The organism is Streptomyces cupreus (genome assembly GCF_014257025.1).
In the GTDB taxonomy this organism is placed as follows: Bacteria; Actinomycetota; Actinomycetes; order Streptomycetales; family Streptomycetaceae; genus Streptomyces; species Streptomyces cupreus.
Genome location: NZ_JACMSF010000043.1, coordinates 1 through 21031 on the forward strand (window position 1 = coordinate 1; position 21031 = coordinate 21031).

The following is a 21031-nucleotide window of genomic DNA, read 5'->3' on the forward strand; positions in this document are numbered from 1 at the left end:
GTCGCCCATCGGGCCGCCGATCTCGAAGCGGCCGGTCGGGTTGACCAGCAGGCGGTAGCCCTCGGTGTCCAGCTTGATGCCCTCGTCCAGGAGCGCCTTCAGCTCGGGCTCCACGACGAACTCGCGGATGTCGGGGGCGAGCAGCGACTCCAGGTCGATGTCGGAGGCGTGCTGCGAGGAGACGACGACCGTGTCGAGGCGGACGGCCTTGTCGCCGTCGTACTCGATGGTGACCTGCGTCTTGCCGTCGGGGCGCAGGTAGGGGATGGTGCCGTTCTTGCGGACCTCGGACAGGCGCTTCGACAGACGGTGCGCCAGGAAGATCGGCAGCGGCATCAGCGTCGGCGTCTCGTCCGTCGCGTAGCCGAACATCAGGCCCTGGTCACCCGCGCCCTGGCGGTCCAGCTCGTCCTCATCGCCCTCGACGCGGCTCTCGTACGCCGTGTCGACGCCCTGCGCGATGTCCGGGGACTGCGCGCCGATGGACACCGAGACGCCACAGGACGCGCCGTCGAAGCCCTTCTTCGAGGAGTCGTAGCCGATCTCAAGGATCTTGTTGCGGACCAGCGTCGCGATGTCCGCGTACGTCTTGGTCGTGACCTCGCCGGCCACATGGACCAGGCCGGTGGTGATCAGCGTCTCGACGGCGACCCGGGAGGTCGGGTCCTCGCGCAGAAGCGCGTCGAGAATGGTGTCGCTGATCTGGTCAGCGATCTTGTCTGGGTGACCCTCGGTCACGGACTCCGAGGTGAACAGGCGACGGGACACAACGCTCCCTGGGTTTGCAGCGGCTGCTGGCTGATCATGGGCGGACGGGCTCGGGGGCTGCGCCCGGCGTCGTCCGAGAACAGTTTATCGGTCGCGCTCGGCCGCGGGCCCACCTGTCTCGCCTCTCGGGAGCGCTGTGACCTGCGGCACGGGCATTCTGCCCAATCCCCCACGGCCTTGGCCAGGGGCGCCACGCCCCAATGTGGGGGTTTCAGCAGGTCGTGAAACGAATGCGACATTCAGCTCAGCCGTTCGGCCACCAGATCCCACACGGTTTCGGCCAAAGCCTCCTTGGGGCCGTACGGTACGGGCGTCTCGGTGCCGTCGGCGCCCAGCACCACGGCCTCGTTCTCCTCGGAGCCGAAGGTCTTGCGCTCGCCCACCTCGTTCACCACCAGCAGGTCGCAGCCCTTGCGTGCCAGCTTGGCACGGCCGTTTGCCAGCACATCGTCCGTCTCGGCGGCGAACCCGACGACCACCTGGCCGGGGCGGGCCCGGTCGGCGGAGATCTCCGCGAGGATGTCCGGATTCCGCACCAGGACGATCGGGTCCGGGTCCTGCCCGTCCTTCTTCTTGATCTTCCCGGCGGCGTAGGTCCCCGGGCGGAAGTCCGCGACCGCCGCGGCCATGACGACCGCGTCGGCGTCGGCAGCCGCCTTCAGCACCGCCTCCCGCAGCTGCACGGCGGTGCCGACCTGGACGACGTCCACGCCCGCCGGGTCCGGCAGTCCGGTGTTCGCGGCGATCAGCGTGACGCGGGCGCCCCGCGCGGCGGCGGTGCGGGCGAGGGCGTAGCCCTGCTTGCCGGAGGAGCGGTTGCCGAGGAAGCGGACGGGGTCGAGGGGCTCGCGGGTGCCGCCGGCGCTCACGACGACGTGCCGGCCCGTGAGGTCGGGCTCGGTGACGCCTCTGGCCAGCACCCGGCGGCAGATCTCGAAGATCTCCGCGGGGTCCGGCAGCCGGCCCTTGCCGGTGTCGACGCCGGTGAGACGGCCGACGGCGGGCTCGATGACGACGGCGCCGCGGCGGCGCAGCGTCGCCACGTTCTCCTGGGTGGCCGGGTGCTCCCACATCTCGGTGTGCATGGCCGGAGCGAAGACGACCGGGCAGCGGGCGGTGAGCAGGGTGTTGGTCAGCAGATCGTCGGCGAGGCCGTGGGCGGCCTTGGCGAGCATGTCCGCGGTGGCCGGGGCGACCACGACGAGGTCGGCGTGCTGGCCGATGCGGACGTGCGGCACCTCGTGGACGTCGTCCCACACCTCGGTCGAAACGGGGTTGCCGGACAGGGCCGACCATGTGGCGGCGCCGACGAAGTGCAGAGCGGAGGCGGTGGGCACGACGCGGACGTCATGACCGGACTCCGTCAGCCTTCGCAGCAGTTCACAGGCCTTGTAGGCGGCGATGCCGCCGCTGACCCCCAGAACGACCTTCGGCTTGTCCACGGTCTCTCCCCGGCTCGATAAACGTACATCCCCATGACACACCACAGGCCCGGCAGCACGACTGCCGGGCCTGTGGAAAAGACTGCTGCAAGCAGGAAATACTACTGCGCCGGGCCTTCAACGGCCTCGGACGTCAGCAGCCCCGCGTTGATCTCGCGCAGCGCGATCGAGAGCGGCTTCTCGTGGACGTGGGTGTCGACGAGCGGACCGACGTACTCAAGGAGGCCCTCGCCGAGCTGCGAGTAGTACGCGTTGATCTGTCGGGCCCGCTTGGCCGCGTAGATCACGAGGCTGTACTTCGAGTCCGTGGCCTCGAGAAGCTCGTCGATCGGCGGGTTGATGATGCCCTCGGGCGCGGAGATGGAAGAGGACACGCTCTACCTTCCGATGGATGGGAAAGATTCAGTCAGGCGATCAGAGACGATCACACAACGTCCATCAAGGCTAGCAGCTCGCGCGCCACGTCCTCGACGGAGGTGTTGACCAAGGTCACGTCGAACTCCGGCTCGGCGGCCAGTTCGACCTGCGCCGCCTGGAGGCGACGCTCGATCACCTCGGGCGGCTCGGTGCCCCGGCCGGTGAGCCTGCGCACGAGCTCCTCCCAGGAGGGAGGAGCCAGGAACACCAGATGAGATTCCGCCATGGACTCGCGGACCTGCCGGGCACCCTGGAGGTCGATCTCCAGCAGCACGGGCTCACCCGCCTCCAGGCGCTCCAGCACCGCCGCGCGCGGCGTGCCGTAGCGGTTGCCGGCGAACTCGGCCCACTCCAGCAGCTCGCCGTTGGCGATCAGCTTGTCCATCTCCTCGTCGGTGACGAAGAAGTAGTGGACCCCGTGCTTCTCGCCGGGGCGGGGCTTGCGGGTCGTCGCCGACACCGAGAGCCAGACCTCGGGGTGTTCCTTGCGCATATGGGCGACGACCGTGCTCTTGCCGACCCCTGAGGGACCGGAGAGCACGGTCAGCCGCGGACGTTCACTCATGCAGCGATTATTCCAGCAATCCCGGGGTGCCCGGGACTCCCTTCCCGGCAGTGCCCGGGATCAGGAGCCGGTGCTGCCGAACTCACGCTCCAGGGACGCGATCTGGTTGGAGCCGAGGCCACGCACGCGGCGGCTCTCGGAGATGCCGAGTCGCTCCATGATCTGCTTGGCGCGGACCTTGCCCACGCCCGGCAGGGACTCAAGGAGGGCGGAGACCTTCATCTTGCCGATGACGTCGTTCTCCTGGCCCTGCTTGATGACCTCGTGAAGGGAGGCGCCGGAGTGCTTGAGTCGATTCTTGACCTCGGCCCGCTCCCGGCGAGCCGCGGCGGCCTTTTCGAGCGCGGCTGCGCGCTGTTCAGGGGTAAGGGGCGGAAGAGCCACGCCTACGTCACCTCGGATGTTGAACTGTCGGATACGGACCGGTGAGGAACCTAGTCGCCCCACACCTGGGGAGCCACGAGCAACACGCTTGCCCGTTCTCTGCTCGGAGACTAGCGGGCAAGTCCGCCAGAGTCAGCGAGAACAGCGGAAAAGTCCTGGTCAGCCTCCGCCAGGACGGACATTTCAGAGATACTGCCCCGGATTTGAGGATGTATTCAGACTCAAGTCGATCCGCGGCCACTCATCGGAGGACTCGAACAAGCGTCTAAATACTCCCGGCCGACCGCCCCGCACGACTCACCCGGCCGTCACGGCCGCCCGGATCTCCTCCGCGAACCGCTCCGCGGCCGCACGCAGCGCTCCGACGTCGGGACCGTGCCGCAGCACCCCCCGGCTGACGTTCGGCACGACATTGCGCACCGCCGCCCCGAAGACCCGGGGAAGGTCCGCCGGGGTGGCTCCCTGGGCGCCGATGCCGGGCGCCAGGAGCGGACCGTTGATCCTCAGGTCATAGGACGACAGGTCGCCGAGCGTGGCACCGACGACCGCTCCGAAGGAACCGAGCGGCTCCTCCCCCTCGTTCTCGGCGGCGAGGTGGGCCAGCATCGTCGCGCCGACGTTACGGCCATCGGCCCGCACCGCGTGCTGGACCTCGCCCCCCTCCGGGTTGGAGGTCAGCGCCAGCACGAACAGCCCCGCGCCGCTCTCCCGCGCGAGCGCCACGGCCGGCGAGAGCGACCCGTAGCCGAGATACGGCGAGACGGTCAGCGCGTCCGAGAACAGCGGGGAGTCCTTGCGCAGGAAGGTCTCGGCGTACGCGGCCATGGTCGAGCCGATGTCGCCGCGCTTGGCGTCCATCACGACCAGCGCACCGGCCGCCCGCGCCTCCTCGACCGACTTCTCCAGGACGGCGACCCCGCGCGACCCGAAGCGCTCGAAGAACGCGCTCTGCGGCTTCAGTACGGCGACCCGGTCGGCCATCGCCTCGACGACCGTACGGCTGAACCGCTCCAGACCGGCGATGTCGTCGTTCAGGCCCCACTCCGAGAGCAGCGAGGCGTGCGGGTCGATGCCGACGCAGAGCGGGCCCCGCTCGTCCATGGCACGGCGCAGCCGCGCGCCGAAGGGTTCCAGAGTCATGCGGCGTTCCTTACGTCGGCGCCGACCGCGTCGGCGAGGGTGGCGTACGGGCTGGTGCGCAGGCGGGCGGCGAGGCCCTTGTGGATGGCGCGGCCCCAGAAGGGCCCCTCGTAGATGAAGGCGCTGTACCCCTGGACCAGCGTGGCGCCGGCCAGGATGCGCTGCCAGGCGTCCTCGGCGTTCTCGATGCCGCCCACGCCCACCAGGGTGATGCGGTCGCCCACGCGCGCGTACAGGCGGCGCAGCACCTCCAGGGAGCGTGCCTTGAGCGGGGCGCCGGACAGCCCGCCGGTCTCCTGGACCAGCGCGGGTGCGGAGGTCAGACCGAGTCCCTCGCGCGCGATGGTGGTGTTGGTGGCGATGATCCCGTCCAGACCGAGCTCGACGGCGAGGTCGGCCACGGCGTCGATGTCCTCGTCGGCGAGGTCCGGCGCGATCTTGACCAGCAGCGGGACGCGACGCGTGGTGACGGTACGGTCGGCGGCCTCGCGCACGGCGCTGAGCAGCGGGCGCAGCGCCTCGGTGGCCTGGAGGTTGCGCAGGCCGGGCGTGTTCGGCGAGGAGACGTTCACGACCAGGTAGTCGGCGTACGGGGCCAGCCGCTCGGTCGACTTCACGTAGTCGCCGACCGCCTCGGCCTCCGGCACCACCTTGGTCTTGCCGATGTTCACACCGACGACCGTGTTGAAGACGGGCGTACGGGAGGCCAGACGGGCGGCGACGGCCAGCGAGCCCTCGTTGTTGAAGCCCATGCGGTTGATCAGCGCCCGGTCCGGCACAAGCCGGAACAGCCGCTTCTTGGGGTTGCCGGGCTGTGCCTCCCCGGTGACCGTGCCGATCTCGACGTGGTCGAAGCCGAGCATCGACATTCCGTCGATGGCGACGGCGTTCTTGTCGAAGCCGGCGGCGAGCCCGAACGGCCCGTGCATCCGCAGTCCGAAGGCCTCGGTGCGCAGCTCCTTGTGGCGGGGCGCGAGCGCGGCGGCGATGAAGGTGCGCAGCACCGGGATACGCACGGCGAGCCGGATCCAGCGGAAGGCGAGGTGGTGCGCCTGCTCCGGGTCCATCCGCTTGAAGACGAGGTTGAAGAAGATCTTGTACATGGTCCTCACCAGGAATGGGTGTCCTCACCAAGAGGGGGACACCGTTTCCGGTGTCCCCCTCAGGGCTGCTAGTCGCGGGCCGCGGTCAGGTGTTCGGCGTGTTCCTGGAGGGAACGGACGCCCACGTCGCCGTGGTTGAGGGCGTCGATGCCCTGCACCGCGGCGGCCAGCGCCTGCACGGTCGTCAGGCACGGCACGGACCGCGCCACGGCAGCCGTACGGATCTCGTAGCCGTCCAGGCGGCCGCCGGTGCCGTACGGGGTGTTGACGATGAGGTTGACCTCGCCGTCGTGGATGAGCTGGACGATGGTCTTCTCGCCGTTCGGGCCGGTGCCCTCGGACTGCTTGCGGACCACCGAGGCGGTGATGCCGTTGCGCTTGAGGACCTCGGCGGTGCCGGAGGTGGCCAGCAGCTCGAAGCCGTGCGCGACCAGCTCACGGGCCGGGAAGATCACCGACCGCTTGTCGCGGTTGGCCACCGAGATGAAGGCGCGGCCCTTGGTGGGCAGCGGGCCATAGGCGCCGGCCTGCGACTTGGCGTACGCCGTGCCGAAGACGGAGTCGATGCCCATGACCTCGCCGGTGGAGCGCATCTCCGGGCCGAGGACCGTGTCGACGCCGCGGCCGTGGATGTCGCGGAAGCGCGACCACGGCATGACGGCCTCCTTGACGGAGATCGGCGCGTCCAGCGGCAGCTCGCCACCGTCCCCGGCGCGCGGCAGCAGCCTCTCGGCCCGCAGTTCGGCGATGCTCGCGCCCAGCGAGATCCGGGCGGCGGCCTTCGCCAGCGGCACCGCGGTCGCCTTCGAGGTGAAGGGGACCGTACGGGACGCGCGCGGGTTGGCCTCCAGGACGTAGAGGATGTCACCCGCCATCGCGAACTGGATGTTGATCAGGCCGCGGACGCCGACGCCACGGGCGATGGCCTCGGTGGAGGCCCTGAGCCGCTTGATGTCGAAGCCGCCCAGCGTGATCGGGGGCAGCGCGCACGCGGAGTCGCCGGAGTGGATGCCGGCCTCCTCGATGTGCTCCATCACGCCGCCGAGGTAGAGCTCCTCGCCGTCGTAGAGCGCGTCCACGTCGATCTCGATCGCGTCGTCCAGGAAGCGGTCGACGAGGACCGGCCGGGAGGGGCTGATCTCGGTCGACTCGGCGATGTAGGACGACAGCCGGGTCTCGTCGTAGACGATCTCCATGCCGCGCCCGCCGAGGACGTACGACGGCCGGACGAGGACCGGGTAGCCGATCTCGTCGGCGATGGCCTTGGCCTCGGCGAAGGTGGTGGCGGTGCCGTGCTTGGGGGCCGGGAGGCCGGCCTCCTTCAGGACGCGGCCGAAGGCGCCGCGGTCCTCGGCGGCGTGGATCGCCTCCGGGGAGGTGCCGACGACCGGCACGCCGTTGTCCTTCAGCGCCTGCGCGAGGCCCAGCGGGGTCTGGCCGCCGAGCTGCACGATCACACCCGCGATCGGGCCGGCCTGCGCCTCCGCGTGGACGATCTCCAGCACGTCCTCCAGCGTCAGCGGCTCGAAGTACAGGCGGTCGGAGGTGTCGTAGTCCGTGGAGACGGTCTCCGGGTTGCAGTTGACCATCACGGTCTCGTACCCGGCGTCACTCAGCGCGAAGGAGGCGTGGACGCAGGAGTAGTCGAACTCGATGCCCTGGCCGATGCGGTTGGGGCCGGAGCCGAGGATGATCACCGCGGGCTTCTCGCGCGGGGCGACCTCGGTCTCCTCGTCGTAGCAGGAGTAGAAGTACGGCGTCTTCGCGGCGAACTCGGCGGCGCAGGTGTCGACCGTCTTGTACACCGGGCGGATGCCGAGCGCGTGCCGCACCTCGCGGACGACGTCCTCGCGCAGCCCGCGGATCTCGCCGATCTGCTGGTCGGAGAAGCCGTGCCGCTTGGCCTCGGCGAGCAGTTCGGGGGTCAGCTCACGCGCCTCGGCGAGCTCGTCGGCGGTCTCCTTGATGAGGAAGAGCTGGTCGACGAACCAGGGGTCGATCTTCGTGTACTCGAAGATCTCCTCGGGCGTGGCGCCGGCGCGGATGGCCTGCATGACGGTGTTGATCCGGCCGTCGGTGGGCCGGACGGACTCGGCGAGCAGCGCGGACTTGTCGCCGGGGTCGCCGACGAAGATGAACTGGCTGCCCTTCTTCTCCAGCGAGCGCAGCGCCTTCTGGAACGCCTCGGTGAAGTTGCGGCCGATGGCCATGGCCTCGCCGACCGACTTCATGGTGGTGGTCAGCGTGGAGTCGGCCTGCGGGAACTTCTCGAAGGCGAACCGGGGGGCCTTCACGACCACGTAGTCGAGCGTGGGCTCGAAGGAGGCCGGGGTCTCCTGGGTGATGTCGTTCGGGATCTCGTCGAGGGTGTAGCCGACGGCGAGCTTGGCCGCGATCTTGGCGATCGGGAAGCCGGTCGCCTTGGAGGCCAGCGCCGAGGAGCGCGACACGCGCGGGTTCATCTCGATGACGATGACACGGCCGTCGTCCGGGTTCACCGCGAACTGGATGTTGCAGCCGCCGGTGTCGACGCCGACCTCGCGGATCACGGCGATGCCGATGTCGCGCAGGATCTGGTACTCGCGGTCGGTGAGCGTCATCGCCGGGGCGACGGTGATGGAGTCACCGGTGTGCACGCCCATGGGGTCGAAGTTCTCGATGGAGCAGACGACCACGACGTTGTCGTGCTTGTCGCGCATCAGCTCCAGCTCGTACTCCTTCCAGCCGAGGATGGACTCCTCCAGGAGCACCTCGGTGGTCGGCGAGAGCGTGAGGCCCTGCCCGGCGATCCGGCGCAGTTCCTCCTCGTCGTGCGCGAAGCCGGAACCGGCGCCGCCCATGGTGAAGGAGGGCCGGACGACGACCGGGTAGCCGCCGAGGGTCTCGACGCCCTTGAGGACGTCGTCCATGGAGTGGCAGATGACCGAGCGGGCGGACTCGCCGTGGCCGATCTTGGCGCGGACGGCCTCGACGACCTCCTTGAAGAGGTCGCGGTCCTCGCCCTTGTTGATGGCCTCGACGTTGGCGCCGATCAGCTCGACGCCGTACTTGTCGAGGGTGCCGGCCTCGTGCAGCGAGATCGCGGTGTTGAGGGCCGTCTGGCCGCCCAGGGTGGGCAGCAGGGTGTCCGGGCGCTCCTTGGCGATGATCTTCTCGACGAACTCCGGGGTGATCGGCTCGACGTAGGTCGCGTCGGCGATCTCCGGGTCGGTCATGATCGTCGCCGGGTTGGAGTTGACCAGGATGACGCGCAGGCCCTCGGCCTTGAGCACGCGGCACGCCTGCGTGCCGGAGTAGTCGAACTCGGCGGCCTGGCCGATGACGATCGGGCCGGAGCCGATGACCAGGACGGACTGGATATCGGTGCGCTTAGGCACGCTGGCCCTCCATCAGGACTGTGCTCATCAAAGACGTGAAGCGGTCGAACAGGTAGGCGGCGTCGTGCGGGCCCGCTGCCGCTTCGGGGTGGTACTGGACGCTGAAGGCCGGCTTGTCGAGGAGCTGAAGGCCCTCCACCACGTTGTCGTTGAGGCAGACGTGGGAGACCTCGGCGCGGCCGTAGGGGGTGTCGGAGACCTTGTCGGTCGGGGCGTCGACGGCGAAGCCGTGGTTGTGCGCGGTGACCTCGACCTTGCCGGTCGTACGGTCCTGCACGGGCTGGTTGATGCCCCGATGGCCGTACTTCAGCTTGTAGGTGCCGAAGCCGAGCGCACGACCCAGGATCTGGTTGCCGAAGCAGATCCCGAAGAGCGGGGTGCCGCGCTCCAGGACCGCCTGCATGACGGAGACCGGGTGGTCGGCGGTGGCCGGGTCGCCGGGACCGTTGGAGAAGAACACGCCGTCGGGGTTCACGGCGTAGATGTCCTCGACCGTGGCGGTCGCGGGCAGGACGTGCACCTCGATGCCGCGCTCGGCCATCCGGTGCGGGGTCATGCCCTTGATGCCGAGGTCGACGGCGGCGACGGTGAACTTCTTCTCCCCGATCGCGGGGACGACGTAGGCCTCCTTGGTGGCGACCTCGGCGGAGAGGTTCGCGCCCTTCATCTCGGGGGCCTGGCGCACCTCGGCGAGCATGGTGCCCTCGTCGGGCAGCGCGTTGCCCGAGAAGATGCCGACGCGCATGGCGCCACGCTCACGCAGATGACGCGTCAACGCGCGCGTGTCGATGTTGGAGATCCCGACGACGCCCTGGTGGCGCAGCTCCTCGTCCAGGGACCGCTTGGCACGCCAGTTGGACGGCACGCGCGCGGGGTCGCGCACGACGTACCCGGCGACCCAGATCTGCTTCGACTCCGGGTCCTCGTCGTTGACGCCGGTGTTGCCGACGTGCGGGGCGGTCATCACGACGACCTGGCGGTGGTACGACGGGTCGGTGAGGGTCTCCTGGTAGCCGGTCATGCCGGTGGAGAACACGGCCTCGCCGAAGGTCACCCCCACGGCCCCGTAGGCACGGCCGCGGAAGATCCGGCCGTCCTCCAGGACGAGGACGGCGGGAACCTTGGTGGCTCCCCTGGTGGAGGTCGTCATCGTGCGCCTTCCGTGTCGTTGATCATCTGGTTCAGGGTGTCGACCCACGCTCCGTGCTCGGCGGCCGTGTCCGAGCGGAAGCCGGAGTCGATCAGGCGGTCGCCGTGCTCCCAGGTCACCACGAGCAGTCCGCCCTCGGTCAGGACCTTGCCTGCGATGCCCTTGTCGAGCCGGGCCCCGCGCAGCTGCCCGGCCGGGACGAAGAAGTCGCCGGCCCCGGGCCGTACGACGTCCAGGCCCGCGTCCGTCAGCGTGAGCTCGACCCGACTGCGGGTGCCGAGGCCGTGCGCCACGATGCGGTCGAGCCACTGCCCGGCGGTGGTGGAGCCGTGGTAGCGGCCGCTCATGTCCAGTTTCACCGGCCCCGGCTCATCAGGCGCGCTGGGCAGCTCCGGGAGATCGCCCTGGAGCGTGCCGCGCCACTTCCAGCCCTCGCGCATCAGCCAGTAGACGAGCGCGACGAAGAGGGCCAGGCCGACGAGCCAGCCGATCCGGGCGGCCCAGTCGGTCACCTCGGCCGACTTCTGTTCGGCGGTGAGCAGAGTTACAGGTGTCACGTGAGCTTCCCGTCGTGGAGCGTGGCCTTGCCCCGGAGCCACGTGTGCGTCACACGGCCCGGCAGCTCACGCCCCTCGTACGGAGTGTTGCGGCTGCGCGAGGCGAAGCCCGCGGGGTCCACGGACCCACGGTATTCCGTGTCGACGAGCGTGAGGTTGGCGGGCTCACCAGCCGAGACGGGACGGCCGTGGCCCTTCGCCTGCCCGATCTCGGCGGGCTTGAAGGACATGCGCTCGGCGACCCCGGCCCAGGTGAGGAGCCCGGTGTCCACCATCGTCTCCTGGACCACCGACAACGCGGTCTCCAGGCCGACCATGCCCATGGCGGCCGCGGCCCACTCGCAGTCCTTGTCCTCGTGCGGGTGCGGGGCGTGGTCGGTGGCGACGATGTCGATCGTGCCGTCGGCGAGCGCCTCGCGCAGCGCCATGACGTCACGCTCGGTGCGCAGCGGCGGGTTGACCTTGTAGACCGGGTTGTACGTGCGCACCAGCTCGTCGGTGAGCAGGAGGTGGTGCGGGGTGACCTCGGCGGTGACGTCGATGCCGCGGGACTTGGCCCAGCGCACGATCTCGACGGACCCGGCGGTCGAGAGGTGGCAGATGTGGACGCGGGAGCCGACGTGCTCGGCGAGCAGGACGTCCCGGGCGATGATCGATTCCTCGGCCACCGCGGGCCAGCCGCCGAGACCGAGCTCGGCGGAGACGATGCCCTCGTTCATCTGGGCGCCCTCGGTCAGCCGCGGCTCCTGCGCGTGCTGCGCGACGACGCCGCCGAAGGCCTTCACGTACTCCAGCGCCCGCCGCATGATCACGGCGTCGTCGACGCACTTGCCGTCGTCGGAGAAGACGGTGACTCCGGCCGCGGACTCGTGCATGGCACCGAGCTCGGCGAGCTTCTTGCCCTCCAGACCGACGGTGACGGCGCCGATGGGCTGCACGTCGCAGTAGCCGTGCTCCTGGCCGAGCCGGTAGACCTGCTCGACGACACCGGCGGTGTCGGCGACGGGGAAGGTGTTGGCCATGGCGAAGACGGCGGTGTAGCCACCGCTCGCCGCCGCGCGCGTGCCGGTCAGGACGGTTTCGGAGTCCTCGCGGCCGGGCTCGCGCAGATGGGTGTGCAGGTCGACCAGGCCCGGCAGCAGCACCTTGCCCGCCGCCTCGACGACGTCCGCGCCCTCGGCCGAGAGCCCGGTGCCGACCGCCTCGATCAGCGAACCGTCGATCAGCACGTCCTGCGGCTCGCCACCGAGCACCTTCGCACCACGGATCAGGATCTTGCTCATGTGCTTACTTCTCCTCGATACGGGTGTGGGTGACGGCGGGCTGGTTGCCGCCCAGCAGCAGGTACAGGACCGCCATCCGGATGGAGACTCCGTTTGCGACCTGCTCGACTACGGTGCAGCGCTCGGAGTCGGCGACCTCGGCGGTGATCTCCATGCCGCGGACCATCGGGCCGGGGTGCATCACGATGGCGTGCTCGGGCATCTTCGCCATGCGCTCGCCGTCGAGGCCGTAGCGCCGCGAGTACTCGCGCTCGGTCGGGAAGAACGCGGCGTTCATGCGCTCACGCTGGACGCGCAGCATCATCACCGCGTCGGACTTGGGCAGTACGGCATCGAGGTCGTACGACACCACGCACGGCCAGGTGTCGACGCCGACCGGCACCAGGGTGGGCGGGGCGACCAGGGTGACCTCGGCGCCGAGGGTGTGCAGCAGGTCGACGTTGGAGCGGGCGACCCGGCTGTGCAGGACGTCGCCGACCAGCGTGATCCGCTTGCCGGCCAGGTCCTGGCCGATCCCGGCGTCCCGGCCGACGAGCCGGCGGCGCATGGTGAAGGCGTCCAGCAGGGCCTGGGTGGGGTGCTGGTGGGTGCCGTCACCGGCGTTGATGACGACCGCGTCGATCCAGCCGGAGTTGGCGAGCCGGTACGGCGCTCCCGAGGCGCCGTGCCGGATGACCACGGCGTCGACGCCCATGGCCTCCAGGGTCTGGGCGGTGTCCTTGAGGGACTCGCCCTTGGACACGCTGGATCCCTTGGCGGAGAAGTTGATGACGTCCGCGGACAGTCGCTTCTCGGCGGCCTCGAAGGAGATACGCGTGCGCGTGGAGTCCTCGAAGAAGAGGTTGACGATGGTGCGGCCGCGCAGGGTCGGCAGCTTCTTGATGGGCCGGTCGGCCACCCGGGCCATCTCCTCGGCGGTGTCGAGGATCTGGACGGCGTCGTCGCGGGTGAGGTCGGCGGCCGAGATGAGATGACGCTGCATCTGTCAGGCTCCGTAAGGCAGTTCAGGTTTGGGGAGATTCCGGGCAGGCGAGGGCGTACAGAACTGCGGCTGGGTACGCGGGCGCTTGCTACTGGGTCGGCTTCACACCGAGCAGCACGGTGTCGCGACCGTCCTCCTCGGTGAGCTGGACCTTGACCGTCTCGCGCAACGACGTGGGGAGGTTCTTGCCGACGTAGTCGGCGCGGATGGGCAGTTCGCGGTGGCCGCGGTCGACGAGCACGGCGAGCTGCACGGCGCGCGGCCGGCCGATGTCGCCCAGCGCGTCGAGGGCGGCGCGGATGGTGCGGCCGGAGAAGAGGACGTCGTCGACGAGGACGACGAGACGGCCGTCGAGCCCGTCACCGGGGATCTCGGTGCGGGCGAGCGCGCGCGGCGGGTGCATGCGCAGGTCGTCGCGGTACATGGTGATGTCGAGAGAGCCGACCGGGATCTTGCGCTCGGTGATCTCTTCGAGCTTTGTGGCCAGCCGCCGGGCGAGGAAGACGCCCCGGGTCGGAATGCCGAGGAGCACCACGTCGTCGGCGCCCTTGGCGCGCTCGACGATTTCGTGGGCGATGCGGGTCAGTACCCGCGCGATGTCGGGGCCTTCGAGAACGGGCCGCGCATCGGACGCTTGGGTGTCCATACGAAAAGGACCTCCTTCTCCGCCTCACGGGACGGACCTTAAAGGACGTCGGGTTTGCGTCATCCACGGTAGCAGGCCGGGAAAAGGACCCGGATCACCCCCTTGGCGTAACCGGCCGTGGCTACCACGGAAGAGTCGGTGTGGACCATTCGGCTTGACGCAGAAGAGTCACGCTGCGTAACCTCACAGTGAGTTACCAGCCGCGCGGCAGGAAGACGGCCGGCCGCGTCGACACAGTGTCCGGGGAGCCATATGTCCAGCGAATACGCCAAACAGCTCGGGGCCAAGCTCCGGGCCATCCGCACCCAGCAGGGCCTTTCCCTCCACGGTGTCGAGGAGAAGTCCCAGGGACGCTGGAAGGCCGTGGTGGTCGGCTCGTACGAGCGCGGTGACCGTGCCGTGACCGTGCAGCGCCTTGCCGAGCTGGCGGATTTCTACGGCGTTCCGGTGCAGGAGCTGCTGCCCGGCACCACGCCGGGCGGGGCCGCCGAGCCGCCGCCGAAGCTGGTCCTTGACTTGGAGCGGCTGGCCCACGTCCCGGCCGAGAAGGCGGGCCCCCTCCAGCGCTACGCTGCGACGATCCAGTCCCAGCGCGGTGACTACAACGGCAAGGTGCTCTCGATCCGCCAGGACGACCTGCGCACACTCGCCGTCATCTACGACCAGTCCCCCTCGGTCCTCACCGAGCAGCTGATCAGCTGGGGCGTGCTGGACGCCGACGCCCGTCGCGCGGTGTCCCACGAGGAGAGCTGAGCCTTCTGCCGACTGAGCAGAAACGTGCCGCCGGGCACCGGGACCAAGGGGTTCCGGTGCCCGGCGGCTTTGTGCATGCCCCGGAAGGGGGTGCTTCAAGGCGCCGTCAGGGACAAAGGCGGGGGCCGGCAGCCGCCGCACAGACGCCGGGGGCCCGCAGCGCGCTCGCTGCGGGCCCCCGGCGTTCGTCGTACCGCGGCTTACGCCTCGCGGCGCAGCGTCGGCTTCAGCTCCTTCAGACGGCCGAGGAGGCCGTTGACGAACGAGGGCGACTCGTCCGTGGAGAACTCCTTTGCCAGCTGCACCATCTCGTCGAGCACGACGGCGTCCGGGGTCCCGTCGACCCAGATCAGCTCGTAGGCGCCGAGCCGCAGGATGTTGCGGTCGACGACCGGCATCCGGTCGAGGGTCCAGCCGACCGAGTACTGCGCGATCAGCTCGTCGATCCGCCGCGCGTGCTCCGCGTAGCCCTCGACCAGCTGCATCGTGTACTCGCTCACCGGCGGCTGCCGGGTGTCGGCCCGGGAGAGCCGGACCCAGTCCGCGAGGACCGTCAGGACGTCGGCGCCGCGCTGGTCGCCCTCGAAGAGGATCTGGAAGGCGCGCTTGCGGGCCGTGTTGCGGGCAGCCACGGTTAGCTGTTCACCCGGCCGAGGTAGTCGCTCGTGCGGGTGTCGACCTTGATCTTCTCACCGGTGGTGATGAAGAGCGGGACCTGGATCTGGTGGCCGGTCTCCAGCGTGGCGGGCTTGGTGCCACCGGTGGAGCGGTCACCCTGGACGCCCGGCTCGGTCTCCTGGATGACGAGCTCGACAGCGGCGGGCAGCTCCACGAAGAGCACCTCGCCCTCGTGCTGCGCGACGGTGGCGGTGAAACCCTCGATGAGGAAGTTGGCGGCGTCGCCGACGGCCTTGCGGTCGACCATCAGCTGGTCGTACGTCTCCATGTCCATGAAGACGAAGTACTCGCCGTCCATGTACGAGAACTGCATGTCGCGCTTGTCGACAGTGGCCGTCTCGACCTTGACACCGGCGTTGAACGTCTTGTCGACGACCTTGCCGGAGAGCACGTTCTTGAGCTTGGTGCGCACGAAGGCCGGGCCCTTGCCGGGCTTGACGTGCTGGAACTCGACGACGGACCAGAGCTGGCCGCCTTCGAGCTTGAGCACCATGCCGTTCTTGAGGTCGTTCGTGGAAGCCACGGTTGCGGAATCTCCTGGACTGACGTGGACGACCCCGGCGCACGCACTCCTACAGCGCGAGCAGCTCCTTGGTCGTGATGGTGAGTAGCTCGGGTCCGCCGTCCGCCTCGGGGCGGACGACGAGCGTGTCATCGATCCGGACGCCGCCCCGGCCCGGGAGGTGGACCCCCGGTTCGACGGTGACCGGCACGCAAGCGTCCAGTTTACCCATGGCCGCGGGGGCCAGCTGCGGGTCCTCGTCGATTTCGAGCCCGACGCCATGGCCGGTGAGCGGTGGCAGACCCTCCGCATGACCCGCGGAGTCCAGCACCTGGCGGGCCGCGCGGTCCACGTCACGGTAGGCGGCGCCGGGTGCGAGGGACTCCCGGCCGGCGCGCTGAGCGGCGAAGACGAGGTCGTACAGCTCGATCTGCCAGTCCGCCGGTGAGGTGCCGATGACGAAGGTACGGCCGATCTCGCACCGGTAACCGCGATAGGTGGCGCCCAGGCAGACGGAGAGGAAGTCGCCCTCCTCGACCCGCCGGTCGGTAGGCCGGTGTGCGCGTCTGCCTGAGTTCGGGCCGGTGGCGACGGACGTCGGGAAGGCGGGGCCGTCGGCGCCGTGGTCGACCAGCCGGCGCTCCAACTCCAGCGCGAGATGCCGTTCGGTGCGGCCGACGAGGATGGACTCCAGCAGCTCGCCGAGGGCCTGATCGGCGATCTCGGCGCCGATGCGCAGGCAGGAGATCTCCTCCTCGTCCTTCACCACCCTGAGCTGCTCGACGGCTCCGCCCAGCTCTGCGAGGCGCAGCCGGGGCACCACCGAGCTGATGGCTCGGTACCGGGCGACGGTGAGGTGATGCTCCTCCACGGCCAGGGATTCGGCGTGCTGCGCTGCCGCGAGGTCGGCCGCGGCCACGGCGGGGTCGCCGTCGGTGCCGGGCAGGTTGTGCACCCTCAGCGCTTCGTCCGGGCGGCCTTCCGTCGGGCGGTCGTCGGGCGGGCCGGTGCACACCAGCAGATCCTCGGTACGTCCGATCAGCAGGGCCGCGCCCTTCGGCGCTGCGCCCGCGAGGTAGCGAACGTTCGCGGGGCGGGTGACGAGTGCGGACTGGCTGCCGCCGGCTTGGCAGCGGTCCCTGAGCCTTGCTCGGCGGGTGGCGTACACCTCTGACATGTGTCGAGCGTAGGAGCTTTGTAAGTGCGGCGCGTTTTGGGAGGGCCGAGTGGGGGGTGGTTCGGATGTGTGCCGGGTGCGGGTCTGTGGGGGCTTGTCGCGCAGTTCCCCGCGCCCCTTGGGTACGTCCCCCCTCAGGCCTGTTACCAGCTCGGGGGGCTTGCTATTGACCTTGCCAGTACGTCATCCAGGACCTGTGCCGTCTGTGGGACATCCAGCTGGGAGTTGTCGATGATCGGCAGGCCCGAGCCGTACCAGCCCGCCATGCGGCCGTGGATGCGGGCCACCTCCTCGTCGGTGAGGCGGCGGTTGCCTGAGCGTTCCGCGTTGCGTTCCAGGACGATTTCCAGGCCCGGCAACAGAACCACCGGCAACAGTCCCGGCCCTACATGTCGCTTCCAGCCGCCCAGGCCCACCACCGGGCGGTCCGGGAAGACCGCGTCGTCGAGGATGCAGGAGATGCCGTTCGCCAGGAAGTTGCGGGCGGCGAAGCCGCAGGTGCGACGGGCCAGGCGGTACTGGGCCTCGGAGTTGTCGTTCCAGCCGGTCTGGGGGTCGGCGAAGCCGGAGCGGACCCATTCGCGGACGTCGTCGAGGCTGATGTGGGCCGTGGGGACCCGGCGATGGTCGGCCCAGTACTTGGCGACGCTGGTCTTTCCTGCGCCCGCCGGGCCGATGAGCAGCACCGCGAGGGTCGTACCGGAAGGATCGGGCGCGGCCGGGGCGGGCGGGGTGCTCGGCCTGGCGACCGGGCCGCCGGGGGGCAGCGGCACATGGCCGGTGGTGTCCGGGGTCAGTGGCTGCGGGACGTGCTGGGGGGCGGGCGGAACCGAGCCGGGCGGCGGTCCGGTGAAGCCCGGGGCCGGGGGCGGCGGGGGCACGGGGGCGGCTCCCTGGTGCGGGCCCGGGTGCGGCGGACCCGGGTGTTGTGCGGCCGGGGACCAGCCGACGGCCGGTCCGTGCCCCGGCTGGTGGGGCGGCGGCAGCGGAGAACCCACTGCGTGCTGCATCCGGTGCCACTCCATCTCGTACGGGCCATTGGCGCTGGCAGCGAGGGGCGAGCCCCGCTCCCTACGGAACGGTACCGCCCCCGGCCATCGTTTGGTGAACGGCCGGGGGCGGTCCGAAGTGCCCATGCGCACACGGAAAATCGGGCGTACGGCGCCCCGGCGGACTTACTGGCCCACTTCTCCGTACGCGGCGAGCAGCACGGCCGGGTCCGGTCCCTCCAGGACGGTGGGCTTGGCCAGCCCGTCCAGGACGATGAAGCGGAGCAGGTCGCCGCGGGACTTCTTGTCGACCTTCATGGTCTCCAGCAGCTTGGGCCACTGGTCGTAGCGGTAGTGCAGCGGAAGACCGACCGCTTCCAGGATCGCGCGGTGACGATCGGCGGTCGCGTCGTCCAGACGGCCGGCCAGGCGGCCCAGTTCGGCGGCGAAGTGCATGCCGACGGCCACCGCCGCGCCGTGACGCCACTTGTAGCGCTCGTTCTTCTCGATGGCGTGGCCGAGGGTGTGGCCGTAGTTGAGGATCTCGCGCAGGCCCGACTCCTTCAGATCCGAGGAGACGACCTCGGCCTTCACGCGGATGGAGCGCTCGATCAGCTCGGCGGTGTTCGGTCCGGCCGGTGTGCGGGCGGCCCCGGGGTCGGACTCGATGAGGTCCAGGATCGCCGGGTCGGCGATGAAGCCGGCCTTGATGATCTCGGCGAGCCCGGAGACGTAGTCGTTGACCGGGAGGGAGTCCAGCGCGGCCAGGTCGCACAGGACACCGGCGGGCGGGTGGAAGGCGCCGACGAGGTTCTTGCCCTCGGCGGTGTTGATGCCGGTCTTGCCGCCGACTGCCGCGTCCACCATCGCCAGCACGGTGGTGGGGATCGCGATCCAGCGCACCCCGCGCAGCCAGGTCGCCGCCACGAACCCGGCGAGGTCGGTGGTGGCGCCGCCGCCGACGCCGACGACGACGTCGGTGCGGGTGAAGCCGGACTGGCCGAGCGCCTTCCAGCAGTAGGCGGCGACCTCGGCGGTCTTGGCCTCCTCCGCGTTCGGCACCTGGATGGCGACGGCCTCGAAGCCCTGCCCGGCGAGGTCGGCACGCAGCGCGTCACCGGTCTCCGCGAGCGCCTCGGGGTGGATGACGGCGACCCGCTTGGCCTTGTCGCCGATCAACCCGCCGAGCTCGCCTAGGAGTTGACGGCCCACCAGGACCTCGTACGGCTCACTGCCCGCCGTGCCGCCGACCTGAATTCTTGTGACCTGGCTAGCCATAACGTCCTCCGGCCGAGGGTCCGGGGGTTGTCCCCCGGGAGATGCAGTCAACTCCAGTGCGTCCAGGGCGGCTTGGGTCACTTCTTCGGGCGTACGGCCGTCCGTGGCCACGACCGCCGTGGCGATCTGCTCGTACAGATGACGACGGGCCTCCATCAACTCACGCCACTGCTTGCGCGGGTTGACGGCGAGCAGCGGGCGGGCGGCGTTCAGGCCGGTGCGCTTGACGGCCTCCTCGACGTCCATCGAGAGGTAGACGACCCGCTGTCCTGCCAGCAGGGCGCGGGTGTCCTCGTCGAGGATCGCGCCACCGCCCAGGGCCAGGACGCCGTCGTGCTCGGCGAGCGCCTGGTGCACCGCCTGCTTCTCGATCGCGCGAAAGGCGGCCTCGCCCTCGTCGACGAAGATCTCGGCGATGGTCCGGCCCTCGGCGGCGACGATGTCCTCGTCGGTGTCGCGGTAGCCGACGCCGAGCCGCTCGGCGAGGAGCTGTCCGACGGTGGACTTGCCCACGCCCATCGGGCCGACGAGCACCACCACAGGGTTCATCGGATGGCCAGGTTGTCGAGGTACGACCGGACGTTGCGGCGGGTCTCGGCCACGCTGTCGCCGCCGAACTTCTCCGCAACCGCGTCCGCGAGGACGAGGGCCACCATGGCCTCGGCGACGATGCCGGCGGCCGGGACCGCGGACACGTCGGAGCGCTGGTGGTGCGCCTGCGTGGCCTCGCCGGTGGTGACGTCCACGGTCTGCAGCGCGCGCGGCACGGTCGCGATCGGCTTCATCGCCGCGCGGACCCGCAGCAGCTCACCGGTGGTCAGACCGCCCTCGGTGCCGCCGGAGCGGCCGGAGACCCGGCGGATGCCCTCGGGCGTGTTCACGATCTCGTCGTGCGCCTTGGAGCCCGGCACCCGCGCCAGCTCGAAGCCGTCGCCGATCTCGACGCCCTTGATCGCCTGGATGCCCATGAGGGCACCGGCGAGCCGCGCGTCCAGCTTGCGGTCCCAGTGCACATGCGAGCCGAGGCCGACCGGGACGCCGTACGCCAGGATCTCGACCACGCCACCGAGGGTGTCGCCGTCCTTGTGTGCCTGGTCGATCTCCGCGACCATCGCCTTCGACGCGTCGGCGTCCAGGCAGCGCACGGGGTCGGCGTCCAGCTTCTCCACGTCGGCCGGGGTCGGGTACACGCCCTGCGGCGCCTTCGCGGAGGCCAGCTCCACGACGTGGCTGACGATCTCGATGCCGGCGGTCTCCTTCAGGTACGACCGCGCCACCGCGCCGAGCGCCACCCGGGCCGCCGTCTCACGCGCCGAGGCGCGCTCCAGGATCGGCCGGGCCTCGTCGAAGCCGTACTTCTGCATGCCCGCGAGGTCCGCGTGACCGGGCCGGGGCCGGGTCAGCGGGGCGTTGCGGGCGAGCCCGGCGAGGATCTCCGGGTCGACCGGGTCGGCCGCCATGACCTGCTCCCACTTCGGCCACTCGGTGTTCCCGACCATGATCGCCACCGGGGAGCCCAGGGTGAGGCCGTGCCGGACGCCGCCGAGGAAGGTGACCTCGTCGCGCTCGAACTTCATCCGCGCACCGCGGCCATAGCCGAGCCGGCGCCGGGCCAGGTGGTCCGCCACCATCTCCGTGGTGATCGGCACGCCGGCCGGAAGGCCCTCCAGCGTCGCCACGAGTGCGGGGCCGTGGGACTCCCCCGCGGTCAGCCAGCGCAACCTGCTCAACGATGCTCCTCAGTCTCGCGCCCTGGTACTGCCCTTCGTACGCGCGTCCTCGCGTACGGCGACGGCAGACCAGGTGCGCGGCCCCGGCCCGCCACTTCCGATCCTCCCAC

At 70.2% G+C, this 21031-nt stretch carries 20 protein-coding genes; 1 reads left to right on the forward strand and 19 read right to left on the reverse strand.

Annotated features, from left to right (window positions below; all coding sequences use genetic code 11):
• From metK to pyrR, 13 genes are all read right to left on the reverse strand, one after another.
• A partial coding sequence (metK, locus tag H4N64_RS31265) for a methionine adenosyltransferase (RefSeq protein ID WP_186285802.1) occupies window positions 1-768 on the reverse strand: 768 nt, incomplete at its 3' end.
• A gap of 239 nt (window positions 769-1007) precedes the next feature.
• Window positions 1008-2210, reverse strand: coding sequence for a bifunctional phosphopantothenoylcysteine decarboxylase/phosphopantothenate--cysteine ligase CoaBC (coaBC, locus tag H4N64_RS31270; protein WP_186285803.1), 1203 nt, complete (start codon window positions 2208-2210; stop codon window positions 1008-1010).
• Between the two features lie 101 nt (window positions 2211-2311).
• Complete coding sequence (rpoZ, locus tag H4N64_RS31275; RefSeq protein WP_003988945.1) at window positions 2312-2584, reverse strand: DNA-directed RNA polymerase subunit omega; 273 nt, start codon at window positions 2582-2584, stop codon at window positions 2312-2314.
• Window positions 2585-2634: 50 nt separating this feature from the next.
• Window positions 2635-3192 carry a guanylate kinase gene (gene gmk / locus H4N64_RS31280; protein WP_186285804.1) on the reverse strand — a complete coding sequence of 186 codons (558 nt, stop codon included), beginning with the start codon at window positions 3190-3192 and terminating at the stop codon, window positions 2635-2637.
• A gap of 60 nt (window positions 3193-3252) precedes the next feature.
• Window positions 3253-3576, reverse strand: a complete 324-nt coding sequence (locus H4N64_RS31285; RefSeq protein WP_003977346.1) for an integration host factor — start codon at window positions 3574-3576, stop codon at window positions 3253-3255.
• 297 nt (window positions 3577-3873) lie between these two features.
• Window positions 3874-4716 (reverse strand): orotidine-5'-phosphate decarboxylase, encoded by an 843-nt coding sequence (pyrF, locus tag H4N64_RS31290; protein ID WP_186285805.1) that lies wholly within the window; start codon window positions 4714-4716, stop codon window positions 3874-3876.
• On the reverse strand, window positions 4713-5819 hold the full coding sequence (locus H4N64_RS31295) for a quinone-dependent dihydroorotate dehydrogenase (protein ID WP_186285866.1): 1107 nt from the start codon (window positions 5817-5819) through the stop codon (window positions 4713-4715). The genes pyrF and H4N64_RS31295 overlap by 4 nt, the downstream gene beginning before the upstream one ends.
• Window positions 5820-5887: 68 nt before the next feature.
• Window positions 5888-9196, reverse strand: a complete 3309-nt coding sequence (carB, locus tag H4N64_RS31300) for a carbamoyl-phosphate synthase large subunit (RefSeq protein ID WP_186285806.1) — start codon at window positions 9194-9196, stop codon at window positions 5888-5890.
• Window positions 9189-10346 carry a glutamine-hydrolyzing carbamoyl-phosphate synthase small subunit gene (gene carA / locus H4N64_RS31305; protein ID WP_186285807.1) on the reverse strand — a complete coding sequence of 386 codons (1158 nt, stop codon included), beginning with the start codon at window positions 10344-10346 and terminating at the stop codon, window positions 9189-9191. The genes carB and carA overlap by 8 nt, the downstream gene beginning before the upstream one ends.
• Window positions 10343-10903 carry a PH-like domain-containing protein gene (locus H4N64_RS31310; protein ID WP_186285808.1) on the reverse strand — a complete coding sequence of 187 codons (561 nt, stop codon included), beginning with the start codon at window positions 10901-10903 and terminating at the stop codon, window positions 10343-10345. The genes carA and H4N64_RS31310 overlap by 4 nt, the downstream gene beginning before the upstream one ends.
• Complete coding sequence (locus tag H4N64_RS31315; protein ID WP_186285809.1) at window positions 10900-12186, reverse strand: dihydroorotase; 1287 nt, start codon at window positions 12184-12186, stop codon at window positions 10900-10902. Before H4N64_RS31315 ends, H4N64_RS31310 begins: the two co-directional genes overlap by 4 nt.
• A 4-nt stretch (window positions 12187-12190) precedes the next feature.
• Entirely contained in the window at window positions 12191-13168 is a 978-nt protein-coding gene (locus tag H4N64_RS31320; protein ID WP_186285810.1) for an aspartate carbamoyltransferase catalytic subunit, read from the reverse strand.
• 88 nt (window positions 13169-13256) lie between these two features.
• Entirely contained in the window at window positions 13257-13814 is a 558-nt protein-coding gene (pyrR, locus tag H4N64_RS31325; protein ID WP_186285811.1) for a bifunctional pyr operon transcriptional regulator/uracil phosphoribosyltransferase PyrR, read from the reverse strand.
• Window positions 13815-14066: 252 nt separating this feature from the next.
• Here pyrR and bldD point away from each other — a divergent pair, with 252 nt between their 5' ends.
• Entirely contained in the window at window positions 14067-14567 is a 501-nt protein-coding gene (bldD, locus tag H4N64_RS31330) for a transcriptional regulator BldD (RefSeq protein WP_003956405.1), read from the forward strand.
• Window positions 14568-14767: 200 nt separating this feature from the next.
• Here the strand turns inward: bldD and nusB are convergent, their stop codons facing one another.
• From nusB to aroC, 6 genes are all read right to left on the reverse strand, one after another.
• Entirely contained in the window at window positions 14768-15199 is a 432-nt protein-coding gene (nusB, locus tag H4N64_RS31335; RefSeq protein ID WP_186285812.1) for a transcription antitermination factor NusB, read from the reverse strand.
• 2 nt (window positions 15200-15201) lie between these two features.
• On the reverse strand, window positions 15202-15768 hold the full coding sequence (gene efp, locus H4N64_RS31340) for an elongation factor P (protein WP_015661807.1): 567 nt from the start codon (window positions 15766-15768) through the stop codon (window positions 15202-15204).
• Between the two features lie 49 nt (window positions 15769-15817).
• Window positions 15818-16924: an aminopeptidase P family protein gene (locus H4N64_RS31345; protein ID WP_186285813.1), complete on the reverse strand. Its 1107-nt coding sequence runs from the start codon at window positions 16922-16924 to the stop codon at window positions 15818-15820.
• Window positions 16925-17067: 143 nt separating this feature from the next.
• Window positions 17068-17934 carry a Pro-rich N-terminal domain-containing protein gene (locus H4N64_RS31350; protein ID WP_186285814.1) on the reverse strand — a complete coding sequence of 289 codons (867 nt, stop codon included), beginning with the start codon at window positions 17932-17934 and terminating at the stop codon, window positions 17068-17070.
• A 165-nt stretch (window positions 17935-18099) separates the two neighbouring features.
• Window positions 18100-19740 (reverse strand): 3-dehydroquinate synthase, encoded by a 1641-nt coding sequence (gene aroB / locus H4N64_RS31355; protein ID WP_186285815.1) that lies wholly within the window; start codon window positions 19738-19740, stop codon window positions 18100-18102.
• Entirely contained in the window at window positions 19737-20921 is a 1185-nt protein-coding gene (gene aroC / locus H4N64_RS31360) for a chorismate synthase (RefSeq protein ID WP_186285816.1), read from the reverse strand. Before aroC ends, aroB begins: the two co-directional genes overlap by 4 nt.
• Window positions 20922-21031: the final 110 nt, after the last annotated feature.